We start from the raw sequence: 18,154 nt of genomic DNA, 5'->3' as shown, positions 1-18,154 counted from the left end.
TCACCTCATCTGTCCGTTGTGGATGGTCGGCTCCGGGGAGGCGACCAGTTCCCGGTAAGCCGGATCGGTCAGCAGCTGGTCGTGCCTGCCGCGCGCGTGCACCGCGCCCCCGCGCAGCATGACCACCTGATCCGCCTCGTGCGCCAGCTGCATGCGGTGGGTGACCGCGATGATGATCCGGTCCCGGTACTGCCTGGTCAGCGACTTCACCAGGAGCCGCTCGTTGAACGGGTCGAGCTGCGAGGTCGCCTCGTCCAGCAGCAGGACCTCGCTGTCGCGGGCCAGCGCCCTGGCCACGGCGAGGCGTTGCCGCTGACCGCCGGAGATGCCCACGCCGCGTTCGCCCACCTCGGTGTCCAACCCGTCGGGCAGGCCCGACACCCACTCGGCGAGTCCGACCGACTCCAGGACCTGCTCCAGCCGCTGCTCGCTCACCCCGGTCGTGCCGTAGGCCGCGGCCTCGCGAACGGTGGCGCCGAGCAGCGGCGCTTCCTGCTGGACGTAGGAGATGCGCGCGCGCAGTTCCGACAGGGGGAGGTCGCGGATGTCCACCCCGTCGAGCAGGATGCGGCCCCGGTCCGGTTCGACGAACCGCTCGACCAGGCTGAGCAGTGTCGTCTTGCCCGCCCCGGACGAGCCGACGAGCACGGTCACCCCCACCGGAGCCGAGATCGAGACCTCCCGCAGCACCGGCCGGTCCTCGTAGCCGAACGACACGGCGTCCAGCCGGACCGAGCGCGGGACGTCCGCGACGACGGGGACGCGGGGACGCGACTCGACCACGCGCAGCGCCTCGGCCTCCTGCGGCAGCCGGAGCAGCCCGGTGATCCGGCGCAGGGCGGCCAGCCCCTCCGACAGGCGGCTCGCCGAGCCCGTCAGCGATTCCACCGGCTCCTGGATGTAGACCACGTACAGCAGGATCGCGACCAGATCGCCCACCCCGATCGCGTCCGCGCTGACCCGCAGCACACCGATCGCGAGGATGACCAGGAAGGTGAAGTCAACGGCCGCGTACGCCACGGTGTCGGCCAGGGCGCCGGTGCGCGCGGCCCGCACGTTGGCCCGGTAGGCGGCGTCGGCGTGCCGGTCGAACGACGCGGTCTCGGCCTGCTCGGTCCGCGACGCCTTGACCGTGCGGAACGCGAGCAGGATGCGCTGCACCACGGAGGTCATCGCGCCGACGTGCTCCTGCGCGTGCTCGGTGTCCAGCGCCACCCGCCGGAACACCCGTGCCTCCGCGAGGGTGGCGGCGGTGAGCAGGGTGATCACGATCGTGCCCAGGAACAGGTCGATCAGCAGCACCAGCACGATGCCGGAGGCCACGGTGAGCGGTACGACCACGAGGTCCACCAGCGCCTTGACGGTGGTCTGCTGGACCAGAGTGGTGTCCGCGCCGACGCGGGAGAGCACGTCGCCCGTGCTGTGGGCCTCGACGCGGGACACCGGAGCGCCGATGATCCGCCGCGCCATCGCCCGGCGGATGCCCAGCACGAACCGCTCGCTGAGCTTGCCCCGCTGGTAGTAGCCCAGGTAGTTCAGGCAGAGCCCGGTGAGCGCGACCCCGCCGAGCACGGCGATCGGCCCGGTCAGGTCCGCGTCGGACGCCACGCCGTCGACGATCTCGCGCGCCGCCAGGGGTTGCATCAGCGCCGCGGCGCGAGCGCCCAGTTCGAGCACCAGGACCACGGCCAGCAGCCCCCGGTGCGGGGCGAGCCAGTGGCGCAGGGACAGCGCGGACGTCATCGGCCGCGTCGCCGTGTCGGGCTCCACAATCGTCTCCTCGAAATAGCGCCGTCCCCGGCAGGCGTTGTCCACTCGTGCCCGCGCTTCGAACACGTGACGGTCCGCGCCGGGGTGGAAGCGCCCGGCAGGTCATTTCTCCCGCGCCGAGCGCTCGGTGATCGCGGGCGAGTCCGTTGATCGCCCCTCGAATTCGAGCCAGAGGTGTTCGCCACGTCGGGCGGGACTTCGTTCTCCGAGCCTGATTGGTCCAGACCGCGCATCACCGCGAAAGCGGATCGGTTCCCCCGTGCGACGGCATCAGCGCGGCGGCCCGTTGCGGGAACCGGCGGCCGAGCAGGGCGAAAGCGCTGCCACGCCTACGTTCGGCCCTGCCAGGACGACTCCGCAAGGGGGTAGGAGGGGAGGAAAAAGCGGGCACGGTCTCGAATTCTTGCCATAAGTTTCGTTGCCCTTTTGGGCATCTCCGGCCGGTGGGCGACGTGCAGCCGCATGTGTACTCCTCGAACAGGACCACGTGATTCGGACCGTTACGGCGCTGGGACGGCAGGGGTCCGTGATTCCACGCTCCCGCCAGGTCGGCACCGCGTCCAAGATCCGATCCGCATGGTGATGCACTTCGGTTATCGTCGCAGCTCAGGCCGGTTGTCGCGGCGTGCCGGGGATTTCCGCCGCCTAGCGGCGGGAACCGGCGGCGTCTTGACGGTCGGGCGGGCTTTTATAGGAGGCTACGGTGGAGCTATGTCTGATTACCCAGCGTCAGCAGCCGATCTTGACCTCAGAGTGGTGCGGTACTTCACCGTCGTCGCCGAGCACCGGCACTTCGGCCGCGCCGCCACGGCCCTCCGCATCGCTCAGCCGTCGTTGAGCAGACAGATCCGCCGACTCGAACAACAGCTGGGCGCCCGCCTGCTGGACCGCACCCCGCAGGGCGCCCGGCTCACCGAAGCGGGCGAGGTCTTCCTCCCCCGCGCCAGGGCGCTGCTGCGCTCCGCGCACCTGGCCGCCGCGCACACCCACGCCGCCTCCCACCCCCGCGGGATCACCATCGGCCACACCGCGATCGTCGTCGTCACCCCGGTCGTGCGCGAGTTCCGCCGCACGCACCCCGACGCCCAGGTGCACACCCTGCTCCTGGGGCACGAGGAGGTGCGGCCCGCGCTGCTGGACCACCGGGTCGACGCGGTGGTGACCCGCTTACCGCTCCAAGCCGACCAGTTACGGGTGACACCCCTGTGCGACCAACCGCGATCGCTGCTGGTCCGCTCCGACCACCGGTTGGCGGGCAGGCAGTTCGTCACCCTCGACGACATCGCGGACGAACCCCTGCCCCGGATGGCGGACCCGGCGATGAACGCCTTCTGGCGCATCGACCCCCGACCCGACGGCCGTCCGGTGCCCGACGGCCCCTTGGTGAGCGTCGTCGAGGAGAAGATCGAACTCGTCCTCGCGGGGCAAGCCGTGGCCATCGTCCCCGCCTGTGTCGACGGAGCGCTCCACCCCGACCTCACCGCCATCCCGCTGGAGGGGGTCGAACCGAGCCGGGTCGTGCTGGCGGTCCGCGCCGACGACGAGAGCCGCCTCGTGGCGGAGTTCGGCAGGTGCGCCCACGACCACTTCCGAGCGGAGCCGAAGATCGCGCGGGAATCCGCTTGACGGCGCGGTTCCCGCAGGAAGCTCGCCCCACCGCACCCACCACCCCTGTCGGGCCGCGACCGACCGCGCGGATCAGCGGTGCCAGCACAACGTCCACTGTGGACCTGTCCGGGTAGTCGGCCTTCGGCTTGCCGCACGTGCGCCACACTGTGGGATCCGTTGACACCGATCGCCAACGCTTCGTAGCTTCGACCCGTCCAGGTCGGCACGAGACGGTGGAGCGGCCGGTGAGCACCAGTCGGCGAGTGGTGGCGTGGCGCTACCACGACGGACTCGTGCTGTGCTCCCGGCGCCACGTCGACCTCTTGCGCGTCTCCAGCGCGCTGTGTCACCGCTGAACCACCACCGAGGAACACCTCCGCCTGGGCCGGCACGACTCGACCGGCGTCATCCACCCATCACGACCGCATCACCCGTCGCTCGCGTGAAGGCTGGCACCGATCGTGTCCTCACCTGCGCACACCAACGTTTCCCCGGCTGACGCCTCGTTCGAGCCGCCCGCCGCTCCCGCCGCGCGGCCCGTCATCCCGCTGCGCCACCCCGGCCGCTGGGTCGCCACCGCCGCGGTGCTGGTCGTGCTCGCCCAGGTGGTGCACGGGCTGGTGACCAACCCGTTCTACCAGTGGGACCGCTTCGCGTACTGGTTCTGGCAACCGGTGGTCCTCGACGGACTGCTGATCACGCTGCACGTCACGGCGGTCAGCGCGGTGCTGGCGCTGGTGGGCGGCACGGCGCTGGCGCTGGCGCGGTCGTCCCGCAACCCGGTGCTGCGCGCCGTGAGCTGGGCCTACACCTGGTTGTTCCGCTCCACACCGCTGATCGTGCTGCTGCTGTTCCTCTACAACTTCAGCGCGCTGTACCAGACGCTGAGCCTCGGTGTTCCCTTCGGACCGGCGTTCGTCACGTTCGGGGTCACCGCGCTGGCGTCCGAGACGGTCATCGGGATCCTGGGGCTCACCCTGCACGAGTCCGCCTACGCCGCGGAGATCGTGCGGGCGGGCATCCTCTCGGTCGACCAGGGCCAGCACGAGGCCGCCGCCGCGCTGGGCATCCCGCGCCACCGCCGGTTCCGCCGCATCGTGCTGCCGCAGGCGTTGCGCTCGATCGTGCCCAACTACGTCAACCTGCTGATCGGTCTGGTCAAGAGCACCTCGCTGGTGTTCTACGTCTCGCTGCTCGACCTGTTCGGCACCGTGCAAAGCCTCGGCAGCACCTATCCCGGCGACATCGTCCCGCTCCTGCTGGTCGCCACCGCGTGGTACGTGATCCTCACCAGCGCCGTGTCGGTCGTGCAGCACTACGTCGAGCGGCGGTTCGCGCGCGGCGCGGTGCGGACGCCACCGCCGACCCCGCTCCAACGACTGCGCGGCGGGTTCGCCGACCTGCGCGCGCGGGTGGCGGTGCGGCGATGAGCGCGGACCGCCGTGCCCGCCCGGCCGCGGTCGAGGTGCGCGGCGCGGTCAAGGCGTTCGGCGCGCACACCGTCCTCGACGGGATCGACCTGACCGTCGAGCCGGGGACGGTCACCGTCATCGTCGGACCGTCCGGATCGGGCAAGTCGACCCTGCTGCGCGCGATCAACCACCTGGAGAAGCTCGACCAGGGCTGCGTGAGCGTCAACGGCGAGCTGATCGGGGTGCGCGAGCAGGGCGACCGGCTCAAGGAGCTGCCCGAGCGGGCCATCCTGGCGCAGCGCAGGCGCATCGGGTTCGTCTTCCAGAACTTCAACCTGTTCCCGCACCTGACCGCGGTCGAGAACGTGGCCGAGGCGCCCGTCGCGACCGGCGCCGCGACCAGGACCGAGGCGCTCGAACGGGCCAGGTCGCTGCTGGCCGCCGTCGGTCTCGCCGACAAGGAGGGCGCTTACCCGCGTCATCTGTCCGGCGGCCAGCAACAGCGGGTGGCCATCGCCCGCGCCCTCGCCCAGCACCCGGAGGTGATCCTGTTCGACGAGCCGACCTCGGCGCTGGACCCCGAGCTGGTCGGCGAAGTCCTGTCGGTGATCAAGGACCTGGCGGGCACCGGCACCACCCTGATCATCGTGACGCACGAGATCGCGTTCGCCCGCGAGGTCGCCGACGAGGTGGTGTTCCTCGACGGCGGCCGGATCGTCGAGCGGGGCGCGCCGAGCCAGGTGCTCGACCGACCGCGGCACACCCGCACCAGGGAATTCCTCAGCAAGGTCCTCTGAACGACAGGAGAGCCATGTCCAGTTCCCCCGTTCCCCGGGCCCCCGTCCGGGCGCTCGCCGTCGTGGCCACGGCGGCGCTCGCCGCCTCGCTCGCCGCGTGCGGCAGCGGCAGCCAGGCCGCACCGGTCGCCGGTCGGACGACCGTCACCGTCGGCGCCCTCGCCAACGGCGCGGCCGCGGAAGCGAAGATCACCGTGGAGGTGGTCGAGGAAATCCGCGCCAAGCTGCCCAAGGAGATCCGCGACAGCGGCAAGCTCGACGTCGGCATCGGCGCGCTGCCCGCGGGCAGCCCGCCCCTGCAGTTCGTCGGCACCGACCACAAGACCCTCACCGGCTCCGAGCCGGACCTGGCGCGGCTGGTCGCGGGCGTGCTCGGCCTCGAACCCGAGTTCCACAACGCGACGTGGGAGAACCTGTTCGTCGGGATCGACAGCGGGCGGACCGATGTCGGCTTCTCCAACATCACCGACACCGAGAAGCGCAAGGAGAAGTACGACTTCGCCAGCTACCGGCGGGACGACCTGGCCTTCGAGACCCTCCAGAGCAACCCGTGGACCTTCGACGGCGATCACCGCGCGCTGGCAGGCCGGAGGACCTCCGTGGGCAAGGGCACCAACCAGGAGAAGATCCTGCTGGAGTGGCAGGCCAGGCTGCGGGCCGAGGGCGAGGACTTCACCATCCAGTACTACCCCGACATCAACGCCGCGCAGCTCGCGCTCAACTCCGGGCAGATCGACACCTACCTCGGACCGAGCCCTGGTGTGCTCTACCAGGTCGAGCAGAGCAGGAACACCCCGAATCCGAAGAAGCTCGCGGGTACGCATTCCGGTGCGGGCCAGACGCTGCAGGGCCTGATCGCCGCGACGACCAAGAAGGACAACGGCCTGGTCGAACCGCTCGCCGACGCGATCAACCACCTGATCGCGGGCGGCCAGTACGGGCAGTGGCTCGACGCCTGGCACCTCGGCCGTGAGGCCGTGGCGAAGTCCGAGGTCAACCCGCCCGGTCTGCCCCTGGACAACACGTGACCACCGCCGAGGACCGGGTCGTCCGGCACGTGCTGGGCGACCCTGGCCGGGGGATTGGCACCACCGCACGGCTCTGATCGGTGGCGCTGCCGAACCTCGCTGTGCCGTCGCCTCCTCGTCGCGCGCACCGGTCTCGGCCCCTTCCTGCCGCGCACCACCGAGATGGGGCGGTACCCGGGAATCCGCCGCGGCGGCCGATTGGTGGTGTTGGCCGGTGAACGCCTGTGCCCACCCGGCTGGACCGAGGTGCACGCCGTGGTGTCCGGAGCCATTTCCCGAGGCGACATCCCGTTCCTGCACGCGTCGCTGAGCGACACCGCCGCGATCCGCCTGCACGAGGCGCTGGGCTTCCGGTTGCGCCGCCGAACCCGGATCGTCGTCGTCCGCGTGCCGGAGCGCGGGAACGGCGATGAGCGCTCGCCGCGCTCGTGAGGCGCGCGGTCGGCTGTTCTCGGCAGGGCCTGCTGCTCGCTGTCTGGTGCGCCGGACCGCCGGCCGAGCAGGCCCGTTGTTCCACATGGTGGGAGTTGACCATCGATCGGGTGAATTTGCCTATCGTGCCGATCATTCACCCACTTCGAGGCAGGTCACCGTGTCCCACCCCATCGCGATCCCCGCCAGGTCAGTCGGCAGGGCAGTCGCGGCCATGCTGCGCCGGGACCGCTGGGCGCTCGCGGGCGCCGTCACGATCGCCGTCCTCGGCTTGGCAGCCGTGGCCGCCGACCTGCTCACCGCCATCGAGGGGCAGGACCCCTACAGCTACCGGACCGAGGCGCTCGACCCGCGGACCGGGGGTCCGGCGGGCGCGCTCGGCGGGGTGAGCGGGGAGCACTGGTTCGGCGTGGAACCGCTGACCGGGCGCGACCTGTTCGCGATCGTGGTGCACGGCGCGCGCACGTCGTTCCTGATCGGCCTGGCCGCGACGCTGGTCTCGGTGGTGCTCGGCACCCTGGTCGGGGCCGCCGCGGGCTACCGGGGTGGCTGGGTGGACCGGGTCGTCACCTGGACCGCCGACGTCTTCCTCGGCTTCCCCTACCTGATCTTCATGATCGCCCTCGGCGCGGTGGTGCCCGGCCACGTGTCCCGGCCCCTGCTGCTCGTCCTGGTGATCGGGTTCTTCGGCTGGCCCTCCATCGCCCGGATCGTGCGGGCGCAGGTGCTGACGCTGAAGAAGCGGAACTTCGTCTCGGCCGCGCGCATCCTCGGTGCGAGCCCGTGGCAGGTGTTCCGCACCGAGCTGCTGCCGAACCTGTGGGCGCCGATCATCGTGGTGGCGACGCTGTCCATCCCCGGCAACATCGGACTGGAAGCGGCGCTGTCGTTCCTCGGCGTGGGCATACCGCCGCCCACCCCGAGCTGGGGGCGGACGATCAGCACGGCGGTCGACTGGGTGTCCACCGAACCGATGTTCCTGTTCTTCCCCGGCATCGCCCTGTTCCTGGCCACCTGGGCGTTCACCGTGTTCGGCGACGGCCTGCGCGACGCCCTCGACCCGAAGACGGACGTGCGACGCTGATGCGCGCCCTCAAGTTCACCGCGTCCCGGATCGCGGGCACCCTGCTGGTGCTGCTGGTCGTCGTGTTCGTCACCTACGTGGTGTTCTACCTCGTGCCGTCCGACCCGGCGCAGCTGGCCTGCGGCCGCCCGTGCACCGAGCAGAACCTGGCGCTGGCGCGGGAGTTCATGGGCTTGGACGACCCGTGGTGGCGGCAGTTCCTGGACTACCTCGGCGGCATCGTGACCGGGCGCACCTTCGGCGTCGGCGCGACCTCCATCCACTGCGGGGCGCCGTGCTTCGGCTACTCGTTCCAGCAGAACACCGACGTGGTCACGCTCATCGGCGAACGCCTCCCGGTCACCTTCTCGCTCGCGCTCGGCGCGGCGGTGCTGTGGGTGGTGGCGGGCGTGGGCGCCGGGGTGCTCGCCGCGCTGCGCCGGGGCACCGCCTGGGACCGGATCACCCTCGCGGCCTCGGTCGCGGGCGTGTCCGCCCCGGTGTACCTGGTGGGGCTGCTGGGCATCCTCGTCCTCGGGTTCACCCTCGACGTGGTGCCGGTCGGCGGGTACGTGCCGTTCACCGACAGCCCGGTCGACTGGGCCTGGCACCTGGTGCTGCCGTGGCTGGTCCTGGCGTTCGCGCAGGCCGCCCTCTACCTCCGGCTGACCCGCGCGCAGATGCTGGAGACGCTGGGCGAGGACTACATCCGCACCGCCCGCGCCAACGGCCTGCCCGAGTCCTCGGTGATCGGCAAGCACGCGCTGCGCAACGTCCTGCTGCCGGTCGTCACGGTGTTCGGCATCGACCTCGGCTCGCTGCTCGGCGGCGCGGTGATCACCGAGCGGGTGTTCAGCATGCCGGGTCTGGGCGGCCTGCTGATCGACGCGGTGAACCAGCGCGACCTGCCGCTGCTGCTGGGCTGCACGCTGTTCGCCGCCTTCCTCGTCGTCCTGGCCAACGCCCTGGTCGACCTCTGCTACGGCGCGCTCGACCCACGAGCCCGTCTGACCTGACGTCCCCGCAGGAGAAGAAGAGATGATGTCCAAGCAAGTGCGCAAGCTCGTCCCGATCGCGGCGGCGGTGGCGCTGCTCGCCGGGTGCGGTGCGAACGAGCAGGGGGCCGCGCAGAACGCGGCCGCCAAGGCGGAGCAGGGTGGCACGCTGCGCATCCTCAGCGAGGGGCAGACGGTCAACTACGACCCGGCCAAGAGCAGCAGCCTGCCGATCACCTCGCTGGGGTACGTGCACCGCCGCCTCACCGGCTGGCTCAACGCCGAGGGCGAGCAGGTCGAAGTGGTGCCGGACCTGGCCGACACCGGCACGGCCTCCGACGGCGGCAAGACCTGGACCTTCACCCTCAAGGAGGGGCTGAAGTTCAGCGACGGCAGCCCGATCCGCGCCCAGGACGTCAAGTGGGGCGTGGAGCGGACCTACGCCCCTGCCTTCTCCGGCGGGCTGGGCTACCACAAGCAGCTGCTGGTCGGCGGCGCGGACTACCGGGGACCGTTCGAGGGCAAGCGCCTGGACTCCATCCAGACCCCGGACGACAAGACCATCGTGTTCCACCTGACCCGCCCCTACGGCGACTGGCCGTGGATCACCAGCACCCCGGCGTTCGCGCCGGTGCCCGAGGGCAAGGGCGCCGAGCCCGACTACGGCGAGCACCCCGTCGCCTCCGGCCCCTACCAGATCGCCTCCTACCAGCGCGGTGTCCAGGTCCGGTTGACCCGCAACGCCAACTGGGACAAGGGCTCCGACCAGATCCGCGGCGGCCTGCCCGACGAGGTCGTGTTCCAGCTCGGCCAGGAGGCCTCCGTGGTCTCGCAGCGGCTGGTCGCCGACAGCGGTGACGACAGGACCGCGTTCGGCTCCTCCTTCGCCTCGCCCGCCCAGCTGGCCCAGCTGCAGGGCAACGCCTCGGCCAAGCAGCGGCTGGTCACCTCCAGGACCGGCGCGCTGGCCTACCTGGCCATCAACACCGAGAAGCTGACCGACCCCAAGGTGCGCCAGGCGTTCCAGTACGCGGTGGACAAGACTTCCTTCCAGATCGCCTCGGCGGGCAGCGCGCAGCTCGCGGGCGATGTCGCCACCACGCTGATCACCCAGGGCATCGCGGGCCGCGAGCAGTTCGACCTCTACCCGACCCAGCCCGCGGGCGATGTGGACAAGGCCAAGCAGCTGCTCACCGAGGCCGGGCTGCCCAACGGCCTGGACAACCTGGACTTCGTGGTGTCCAAGAGCAACGACGCCCCGGCCAAGGCGCAGGCGCTGCAAGCCGCGCTGGCCAGGGCGAACATCAGGACCAACATTCGGGTCCTCGACCCCGACGCCTACACCGCCGAGACCAGCCAGGCCGCCAACCCCACCTACGACCTGACCCTGGGCTCCTGGCAGCCGGACTTCCCCAGCGCCAACGCCAACATCCAGCCCCTGTTCGCCTCCTCGGAGGTCGGCGGCGGCGGGTACAACCTGTCCCGCTACCGCAACCCCGAGGTGGACCGCCTGATCGAGGCCGCGCAGAGCGAGGTCGACCCGGTCGCCGCGGGCAAGAAGTGGGTGGAGCTGGACCGCAGGATCCTCGCCGACTCGCCGGTCGTGCCGCTGATCTACACCCGCAACTCGTTCCTGCGCGGTTCCAAGGTCGCCAACTTCTACATCGCCGACTTCCCCGCCTACCCGAACTACCTCCAGGCCGGCATCGCCAAGTGAGCTCACCACTGCTGCGCCTGGAGGACGTCTCCGTGGCGTTCGACGCCCCCGTCGCCGACGAGGTCAGCTACTCGTTGGCGGCGGGGGAGGTGCTCGCCGTCGTCGGCGAGTCGGGGTCCGGCAAGACGGTGACCGCGATGTCGCTGCTGGGCCTGCTGCCCGGCGGCGCGACGGTCACCGGCCGGGCGCTGCTGGCCGGGCGGGACCTGTTCACGCTGTCCGGCGAGCAGCTGCGAGCGGTGCGCGGCAACGAGATCGGCATGGTGTTCCAGGAGCCGATGACCGCGCTCAACCCGGTGTTCCGCGTCGGCGACCAGCTCGCCGAGGTCGTCCGCGCGCACGACGACCGCACCGCGGCGCAGGCCCGGCAGCGCGTGGTGGAGCTGCTGTCACTGGTCGGGCTGCCCGCCGACGCGCGGCGCAAGTACCCGCACGAGCTGTCCGGCGGGCAGCTGCAGCGGGTGGTGATCGCGATGGCGGTGGCCAACGAGCCGTCGTTGCTGATCGCCGACGAACCCACCACCGCGCTGGACGTGACCGTGCAGGCGGAGGTCCTGGAGCTGCTGAGGGACCTGCGCGGCAGGCTCGGCGCGGCGATCCTGCTGATCACGCACGACATGGGCGTGGTGGCGGACCTGGCCGACCGGGTCGTGGTGATGCGCGAGGGGCGGGTCGTCGAGCAGGGGCCGGTGGCGGAGGTGTTCGCCGCGCCCCGCCACGAGTACACGCGGTCGCTGCTGGACTCGGTGATCTCGCTGAGCGCCCCGCCGCCCGCCGAACCGGCCGGTGCCGTCGAGATCTCGCCCGGTGTCGTGGCCCGCGGCGCGCACGTGGCCGTGACCTCCCCCGGGTTGTCGGTCCCGGACCGGCCAGGGGAGGACCCGGTGCTCGCGCTGACCGGTCTCACCGTCGCCTACGGCCGCTTCCGGGCGGTGGAAGGCATCGGGCTGCACATCGGGCGCGGCGAGGTGCTGGGCCTGGTGGGGGAGTCCGGGTCCGGCAAGAGCAGCATCGCGGGCGCGGTCACCGGGCTGATCAAGCCCGCGGCGGGCGCGGTCAGCCTGGCGGGGCAGGACTTGACCCGGTTGCGCGGCCGCGCGGCCAAGCGGGTGCGGGGCCGAATCGGGGTGGTGTTCCAGGACCCCGCGTCCTCGTTGAACCCCCGCGCCACCATCGCCCGCAGCGTCGCCGCCCCGTTGCTGCTGCACACCTCCCTGCGCGGCGCCGAACTCGCCCGCCGAGTGGACGAGCTGCTGGACGCGGTGGGGCTGTCGGCGTCGCTGCGCGAGCGCTACCCGCACGAGCTGTCCGGCGGGCAGCGGCAGCGGGTCGGCATCGCCCGCGCCATCGCGCTGGACCCGGAGCTGCTGATCGCCGACGAGCCGACCAGCGCGCTCGACGTGTCCGTCCAAGCCCGCGTGCTCGACCTGTTCCGCGCTCTGCAGGCCGAACTCCGGTTCGCCTGCCTGTTCATCAGCCACGACCTGGCGGTGGTCGAGCGGCTGGCCGACCGGGTGGCGGTGCTGCACCGCGGCCGGGTCGTGGAGACCGGTCCTGCGGGCGATGTGCTGGCAGAGCCGCTGCACCCGTACACGCGGCGACTGCTGGCGGCGGCGCCGGTCGCGGACCCCGCCCGCCAGCGGGAACGCCGCAAGGCGTGGCTGGAGCTCCAAGCACCGTGATGCCCCCGCGCGAGTCGCGCGTTCAGACACCGCGAGTCGCGCGTTGGGGCACGGTGCGGTGGGCGTTGGGGTTGGGTTATCCAGCAAAGGGTGTGCGCGCCGCGCGGCAGGTCGCCAAGGACAGCGGGTCGCGCCGTCCCCGCTGCGCGCGCTTCGCGCGCGCCCAGATGCGTCGGCAAGTACTACCGGGCGGGGCTGGGAGGGCCGGTAAGTACCGCCCGAGGCGCGAAAGTGCGGGTCGGGGTGCGCGAGCGCTCGGTTGGTGGTGTCTGAACGCGTGACTCGCGGAGACGACACGCCCAACACGCCCATAGGTGGGTGACACCGGGGGCGGGCGTGGCTGTCCTGAGCGCTGAACTCGGGGGTTCTGGAGGTTCGACTCGCCGGGGATAGGGCGATCCAGTGGACCGTACGGTGCTCCTCGGTCTCCGGCCCGCCGCCGGGCAGCTCCCAGCGGCCCGGCGGCGGGCCGGGTAGTCGCGCTGCCGGGCCGGCAGTAGGCCGTTGCGGACCAGCGGCGCTCCACTATGTCCGGAGTGGACTGAGTAGTTGCGCCGAGACGGAGAAGTTCTTTTCCTCGTTGAAGACCGTGTTGGGGGCGGGCGGCGGGTGTGGGCCGCAGCCCGCCCCTCGGCAAGCCGGTGGGGATGCTCCTGCTGGCGCGGACCGCCCAAGCCGCCGAAGCCCGTTCGGGCACCGGTCGGTGAGCGTGAACGGCGTGCTCGCGAGCGCGCCGTCCACCGCGTTGGTCAGTTGTCCTGGTTGCCGATGGCGGCGACCACGGAGCGGATGGTCGGGTGGCGGTACAGCTCGCGCAGGTGCAGCGGCGGCAGCCCGCCCTCGCGCATGCGCGCCCCGATGCGCACCGCGAACAGGGAGTTGCCGCCCAGCTCGAAGAAGTCGTCGTCCAGCCCGACCGGCACGCCCAGCACCGCGCCCCACACCTCGCGCAGCCTGGCCGCCAGGTCGTCGTCGCCGGTGGGGGCGTCGACCGGCTTCGCCGTGACCACCGGTGGCGGCAGCTTCGCCGCGTCCAGCTTGCCGTTGGTGGTCAACGGCAGCGCGTCCAGCGCCGTCACCGTGCTGGGCACCATGTAGTCGGGCAGGATCGCGGCGGCCCGCCCGCGCACGCCCGAGGTCTCCCGTGGAGCGCCCTCAGCGAGCACCACGTAGGCGTCGATCCGGGTGGTGGCCGCGTCACGGGGGTCGTCCCGGCGCACCACCACGGCCGCCGCGCGCACGACCGGGTCCTCCAGCAGCACCGCGCGGATCTCGTCCAGCTCGATCCGGAAGCCGCGCACCTTCACCTGGCTGTCGATGCGCCCCAGGTGCTCCAGCGCGCCGTCGGGCCGCAGCCTGCCCAGGTCGCCCGAGCGGTAGACCCGGCCGCCCGGTCGCGCGGGATCGGCGGTGAACCGCTGCGCGGTCAGCTCGTCCTTGGCGAGGTAGCCCTCGGCCACCCCGGCTCCGCCCACCCACACCTCGCCCGCCACTCCCGGCGGCACCAGCCGCCCCTGCGGGTCCACCACGTACAGGTGCCACCCCGGCAGGGCGGGTCCGACCGACCGCGACCCGGCCAGCGCCTCGCGGCGGGTGACCGTCTGGTGCGTGACGTGCACGGTGGTCTCGGTGATGCCGAACATGTTCACCACCCGGCACGCCGACTCGGGATGCGCGTCGAACCACGGCAGCAGCACCCGCGCGTCCAGCGGTTCGCCGCCCAGCACGACCAGCCGCACGGCCAGGTCCTCGTGCCGCACGTCCAGCAGTTGCGCGAGCGCCGACGGCGTCTGGCTGAGCACGGTGACCCGCTCGGCCGCCAGCAGGTCCCGCAACGCCAGCGGGTCGCGGGAGACCGAGTACGGCACCACCACGAGCCTGCCGCCGGTGAGCAGGCAGCCCCAGATCTCCCACACCGAGAAGTCGAAGGCGCTGGAGTGGAACAGCGTCCACACGTCCGACGGCGCGAGCCGGTACTCCGGCCGCGTCGCGTCCACGAGGGCGATCACGTTGCGGTGCGGCACCACCACGCCCTTGGGGCGACCGGTCGACCCGGAGGTGTAGATGACGTACGCGGCGTCGTCGGGTGTCGTGGCGGTGGTGAAGGGCTCGGAACCGGCGGCGACGACCTCGTCCGGCGTCACGGCCGAGGTGGCGCCGGTGGCGGGGAACTCCGGCAGCCGGGTGACGACCAGCCGCAGGTCGGCGTCCCGCGCGGTGTGGGCCAGCCGGTCGGCGGGGTAGGCGGGGTCGGTCGGCACGTAGGTGCCACCCGCCTTGAGCACGCCCAGCAGGACGACCACCAGTTCGGCGGTGCGCTCCAGGCACACCCCGACCCGGTCGCCGTCGGACACCCCCAGCGCGCGCAGCCCGGCGGCCACCGCTCCCGCGCGCTCGTCCAGCTCGCGGTAGGTCCAGCGCACCTGGCCGTCGGTGAGCGCCACCCGCTCCGGCGTGCGTGCCGCGACGGCGCGGAACGCCGCGTCGATCGTCGTCGGGGTGGTGTCCAGGGGCCGGTCCGGGACACCGAGCGCGGCCACCCGGTCGCGTTCGACCGCGTCCAGCAGCTCCACCTCGTCGGGGGCCAGGCCGGGGTTCGCCCGCACCTGGCGGTGCACGTGCGCCAAGTGCCGGGTGAACTGCTCGACCTGCGCCGGTGAGAGCCGACCGGACCGGTGGTCGCAGCGCAACCGCGTCGTGCCGTCCTGACGCCACACCGAGAACGTCAGCGGCAGCGGCGGGGCCAGGCACGGGCGGTACTCGTCCGCGCCGAAGTCCACATCGGACACCAGCAGTCCGGCGGCGGCCGGTTCCCCGGTCGGTTCCGGGGCGGTGCCCGGTGTCACCCGCAGCGCGCCCCGGTCGGTGCCGACGACCGCCCAGCCGGGGGAGTCGACCGAGTCGTAGCGCACCAGGGCGATCGCCAGCGCGGTGCGCCAGCTGTCCGCGTCGCCCGCCTCCTCCGGCGGCAGGACCAGCTCGACCGCGCCCGCGTCCACCACGCCGTGGGCGGCGGCCCAGTCGGGCAGTCCGGCCTCGGCGACCGGCGCCACCTCGGCCCTCGCGAACACCGCCGGTGGTTCCGCCGGCGACGCGCCGGTCAGCGCGGCGGCCACGGCGCGCAGTCCGGCCGCGTCCAGGAAACCCCGGTCCGCCACCAGCACCAGGTCCGCGAGGCCGTCGCGGTAGCGCAGCAGGGTGCACCGCAGGTCGGTGGTGTGCCTGCCGATCTCGACCGCGAGCCGCCGCCGCGCGATCGGCTCGGTCGACGAGGCGGGCACGTCCTCCACCCACAGCGGTGAGTTCGCGGGTCCGGTCAGCGCCTCGGCGCGGACCGCGGTGGCGAGCCGGACGCGCAGCGCGTGGCATCGGGCGCCTGGGAACACTTGTCCTCCTGGTCGGTGGTCAGTGCGCGGTGAAGCCGCCGTCGACGGTCAGCACCGATCCGGTCACCTGCGCCGAGTCGTCCGACGCGAGGAACACCACGGCCCCGGCCACGTCCTCCGGCTCCACCAACCGGTTCATGGGCTGCGACTGGGTGAAGGCGGCCACGTGCTCCTCCGCCGGGACGTCCAGCGCGCGGGCGATCTCCCGCAGCATCCGGCCCTCGGCGTCGGGGGCGTCGCGCACGTTGCCGGGGCACACCGCGTTCACCCGCACCCTCATCGGCGCTAGGTCCAGCGCGGCGGCCTTGGTCAGCCCGACCAGCCCGTGCTTCGCGGCCACGTACCCGGCGAAGTGCCGGTAGCCGACCAGCCCGGCGGTGGAGGCGATGTTCACGATGCTGCCCGAGCGCTGCTCGCTCATGCTCCTGCCGACCTCCCGGATCACCCGCCACGCCCCGGACAGGTCGACGTCGAGCATCAGCGACCACTCGTCCTCGGTGATCTCGTGCACCGTCTTGCCCGAGGGCGCGGCGATGCCCGCGTTGTTCACCACCGCGTCGATCCGGCCGTAGCGATCGCCCGCCAGCGCCACGGCTCCCCGCACCGACGCGGTGTCGCGCACGTCGGCCTTCGCGGTGAGCACCGACGCGCCCCGGTCCCGGCACAGCGCCGCGGTGTGCTCCAGCTGGCTGGCCGACCCCAGCGGGTACGGCACGCCAGGCAGATCCCCGCACACGTCAAGCAGCACCAGGTCCGCGCCCTCGGCGGCGCAGGCCAGCGCGGTGGCCCGGCCGATGCCGCGGGCCGCCCCGGTGATCACGACGACCTTCCCGGTCAACCTCATCGGTGCCCCCTAGACCGCGGCGTCGATCAGCTTGAGCAGCTGGGGTGCGGACTCGGTCAGGTACATGTGCCCGCCGGACACCTCCACGTACTCGAACCCGGCGCCCGCGACCTCCGACCAGCGGGCCGCCTCGACGGCGCTGACCAGCGCGTCGTCCGACCCCCGCAGCGAGGTGACCGGCGCGGGCAGCCGGTCGGCGGTGCTCGGCCGGTAGTTCTCGTGCATCTCCACGTCGGCGCGCAGCGTCGGCAGGATCAGCTCGCGCATCTCCGGGTCCTCCAGCGCCTCGTGCCGGAACCCGGCGAACTCCGACACCCGCGCCAGGAACTCGTCGTCGGGCAGGCCGGTGGCCCGCCGGGGCCGCTGGGTGCTCGGCTCCGGCGAGCCGCTGACGAACAGGTGGCGCAGCACCAGGTCCGGGTGCGCGGCCACCCGGTGGGCCAGCTCGTAGGCGAGCACCGCGCCCAGGCTGTGCCCGAACAGGGCCACTTCGGTCAGGCCGTCGAGCTGCCGCACCAGGTCCGGCAGCAGCTCGTCGGCCGCCACCACGGCGTCCCGGTGCGGCTCGACGTCGATCAGCCGCTCCCGACCGGGCAGCTGCAGCGGCACGACCGCCAGCCGGTCACCCGCGTGGGCCGCCCACGGGCGGAAGAACGAGGCTCCGGCCCCGGCGAACGGCAGGCACACCAGTGCGGTCTTCACTGCTGGTTCCCCCTGATCAGACGGGCTGGCCGATGGGCCTGACGATGATGGTGTTGATGTCCACGGGCGCGGGCTGCGCCAGCGCGAACACGATCGAGTCGGCCACCTGCTCGGCCGACAGCAGGTTGCCGTCGGGCAGCGAGCCGAACTCGTCCCAGAACGGCGTCTCGGTGCGGCCCGGCGACACCAGCGTCACCCCGATGCCGTCGCCGGTGACCTGCCTGCGGGTGTTCTCCGCCAGCCCGGTCACCGCCCACTTGGTGATGCCGTAGATGTTGCCCGCCGCGTAGGCGTGCCCGGCGACGCTGCCGACCAGCACGATCCGGCCTCTGGTCTCCTTCAGCGCCGACAGCGAGGCGCGGATCAGCAGCGCCGGGCCGAGCACGTTGGTCAGCACCATCTCCCGCCAGCCCGCCGGGTCGCCCTCGGCGATGTCGTCGTGGGTGGCCCAGCCCGCGTTGGCGACCACGGCGTCGAGCCTGCCGAACCGCTCCAGGGTGCCCGCCACCGCCGACTGGACCAGCTCCCAGTCCCCGGCGTCGCCCTGGATGGTCAGCAGCGCGTCGGGCTCGCCGACCTCCTTCGCGAACCGGTCCAGCCGCTCCCGGCCGCGGCCGACCACGGCCACCCGCTGCCCCTTGGCGAGCAGCTGCCGCGCGGTGGCCGCGCCGATGCCGCTGCCACCACCGGTGATCAGCGTGACGGGGATGTCGGTCAT

15 protein-coding genes are annotated in these 18,154 nt (G+C 72.4%); 10 read left to right on the top strand and 5 right to left on the bottom strand.

Annotated elements, in window-relative coordinates; genetic code table 11:
* Positions 1-1,770 (bottom strand): ABC transporter ATP-binding protein, encoded by a 1,770-nt coding sequence (locus tag IEZ00_RS30890; RefSeq protein ID WP_189226886.1) that lies wholly within the window; start codon positions 1,768-1,770, stop codon positions 1-3.
* Positions 1,771-2,481: 711 nt separating this feature from the next.
* Here IEZ00_RS30890 and IEZ00_RS30885 point away from each other — a divergent pair.
* From IEZ00_RS30885 to IEZ00_RS30845, 10 genes are all read left to right on the top strand, one after another.
* On the top strand, positions 2,482-3,396 hold the full coding sequence (locus tag IEZ00_RS30885) for a LysR family transcriptional regulator (RefSeq protein ID WP_189226885.1): 915 nt from the start codon (positions 2,482-2,484) through the stop codon (positions 3,394-3,396).
* Positions 3,397-3,533: 137 nt separating this feature from the next.
* Positions 3,534-3,734 carry a putative leader peptide gene (locus tag IEZ00_RS38230; protein ID WP_373293231.1) on the top strand — a complete coding sequence of 67 codons (201 nt, stop codon included), beginning with the start codon at positions 3,534-3,536 and terminating at the stop codon, positions 3,732-3,734.
* A 105-nt stretch (positions 3,735-3,839) separates the two neighbouring features.
* Entirely contained in the window at positions 3,840-4,808 is a 969-nt protein-coding gene (locus IEZ00_RS30880) for an amino acid ABC transporter permease (protein ID WP_189226884.1), read from the top strand.
* Positions 4,805-5,587, top strand: coding sequence for an amino acid ABC transporter ATP-binding protein (locus IEZ00_RS30875; protein ID WP_189226883.1), 783 nt, complete (start codon positions 4,805-4,807; stop codon positions 5,585-5,587). The genes IEZ00_RS30880 and IEZ00_RS30875 overlap by 4 nt, the downstream gene beginning before the upstream one ends.
* A gap of 14 nt (positions 5,588-5,601) precedes the next feature.
* Complete coding sequence (locus IEZ00_RS30870) at positions 5,602-6,615, top strand: ABC transporter substrate-binding protein (protein ID WP_189226882.1); 1,014 nt, start codon at positions 5,602-5,604, stop codon at positions 6,613-6,615.
* 207 nt (positions 6,616-6,822) lie between these two features.
* The gene (locus IEZ00_RS30865) at positions 6,823-7,047 is read left to right on the top strand and encodes a GNAT family N-acetyltransferase (RefSeq protein WP_229796267.1); all 225 of its coding nucleotides are present in this window, start codon (positions 6,823-6,825) and stop codon (positions 7,045-7,047) included.
* A 214-nt stretch (positions 7,048-7,261) separates the two neighbouring features.
* Positions 7,262-8,131 carry an ABC transporter permease gene (locus IEZ00_RS30860; RefSeq protein WP_189226914.1) on the top strand — a complete coding sequence of 290 codons (870 nt, stop codon included), beginning with the start codon at positions 7,262-7,264 and terminating at the stop codon, positions 8,129-8,131.
* Positions 8,131-9,126, top strand: a complete 996-nt coding sequence (locus IEZ00_RS30855) for an ABC transporter permease (protein WP_189226880.1) — start codon at positions 8,131-8,133, stop codon at positions 9,124-9,126. The genes IEZ00_RS30860 and IEZ00_RS30855 overlap by 1 nt, the downstream gene beginning before the upstream one ends.
* Positions 9,127-9,151: 25 nt before the next feature.
* Positions 9,152-10,822 carry an ABC transporter substrate-binding protein gene (locus tag IEZ00_RS30850; protein ID WP_189226879.1) on the top strand — a complete coding sequence of 557 codons (1,671 nt, stop codon included), beginning with the start codon at positions 9,152-9,154 and terminating at the stop codon, positions 10,820-10,822.
* Positions 10,819-12,504 carry a dipeptide ABC transporter ATP-binding protein gene (locus IEZ00_RS30845; RefSeq protein WP_189226878.1) on the top strand — a complete coding sequence of 562 codons (1,686 nt, stop codon included), beginning with the start codon at positions 10,819-10,821 and terminating at the stop codon, positions 12,502-12,504. The genes IEZ00_RS30850 and IEZ00_RS30845 overlap by 4 nt, the downstream gene beginning before the upstream one ends.
* Positions 12,505-13,253: 749 nt before the next feature.
* Here the strand turns inward: IEZ00_RS30845 and IEZ00_RS30840 are convergent.
* From IEZ00_RS30840 to IEZ00_RS30825, 4 genes are all read right to left on the bottom strand, one after another.
* Positions 13,254-15,890: a non-ribosomal peptide synthetase gene (locus IEZ00_RS30840; RefSeq protein WP_189226877.1), complete on the bottom strand. Its 2,637-nt coding sequence runs from the start codon at positions 15,888-15,890 to the stop codon at positions 13,254-13,256.
* A 19-nt stretch (positions 15,891-15,909) separates the two neighbouring features.
* A complete protein-coding gene (locus tag IEZ00_RS30835) occupies positions 15,910-16,734 on the bottom strand; it encodes an SDR family oxidoreductase (protein ID WP_189226876.1) in 825 nt (274 codons plus the stop codon).
* Positions 16,735-16,743: 9 nt separating this feature from the next.
* Positions 16,744-17,436: a thioesterase II family protein gene (locus IEZ00_RS30830; RefSeq protein WP_189226875.1), complete on the bottom strand. Its 693-nt coding sequence runs from the start codon at positions 17,434-17,436 to the stop codon at positions 16,744-16,746.
* Positions 17,437-17,452: 16 nt separating this feature from the next.
* A partial coding sequence (locus tag IEZ00_RS30825; protein WP_189226874.1) for an SDR family oxidoreductase occupies positions 17,453-18,154 on the bottom strand: 702 nt, incomplete at its 5' end.

Origin of the sequence: Saccharothrix coeruleofusca, assembly GCF_014648515.1 — a bacterium.
GTDB lineage: Bacteria > Actinomycetota > Actinomycetes > Mycobacteriales > Pseudonocardiaceae > Actinosynnema > Actinosynnema coeruleofuscum.
The sequence above is the reverse complement of the archived record's forward strand: the minus strand, read 5'-3'. Positions and strand labels throughout refer to the sequence as shown.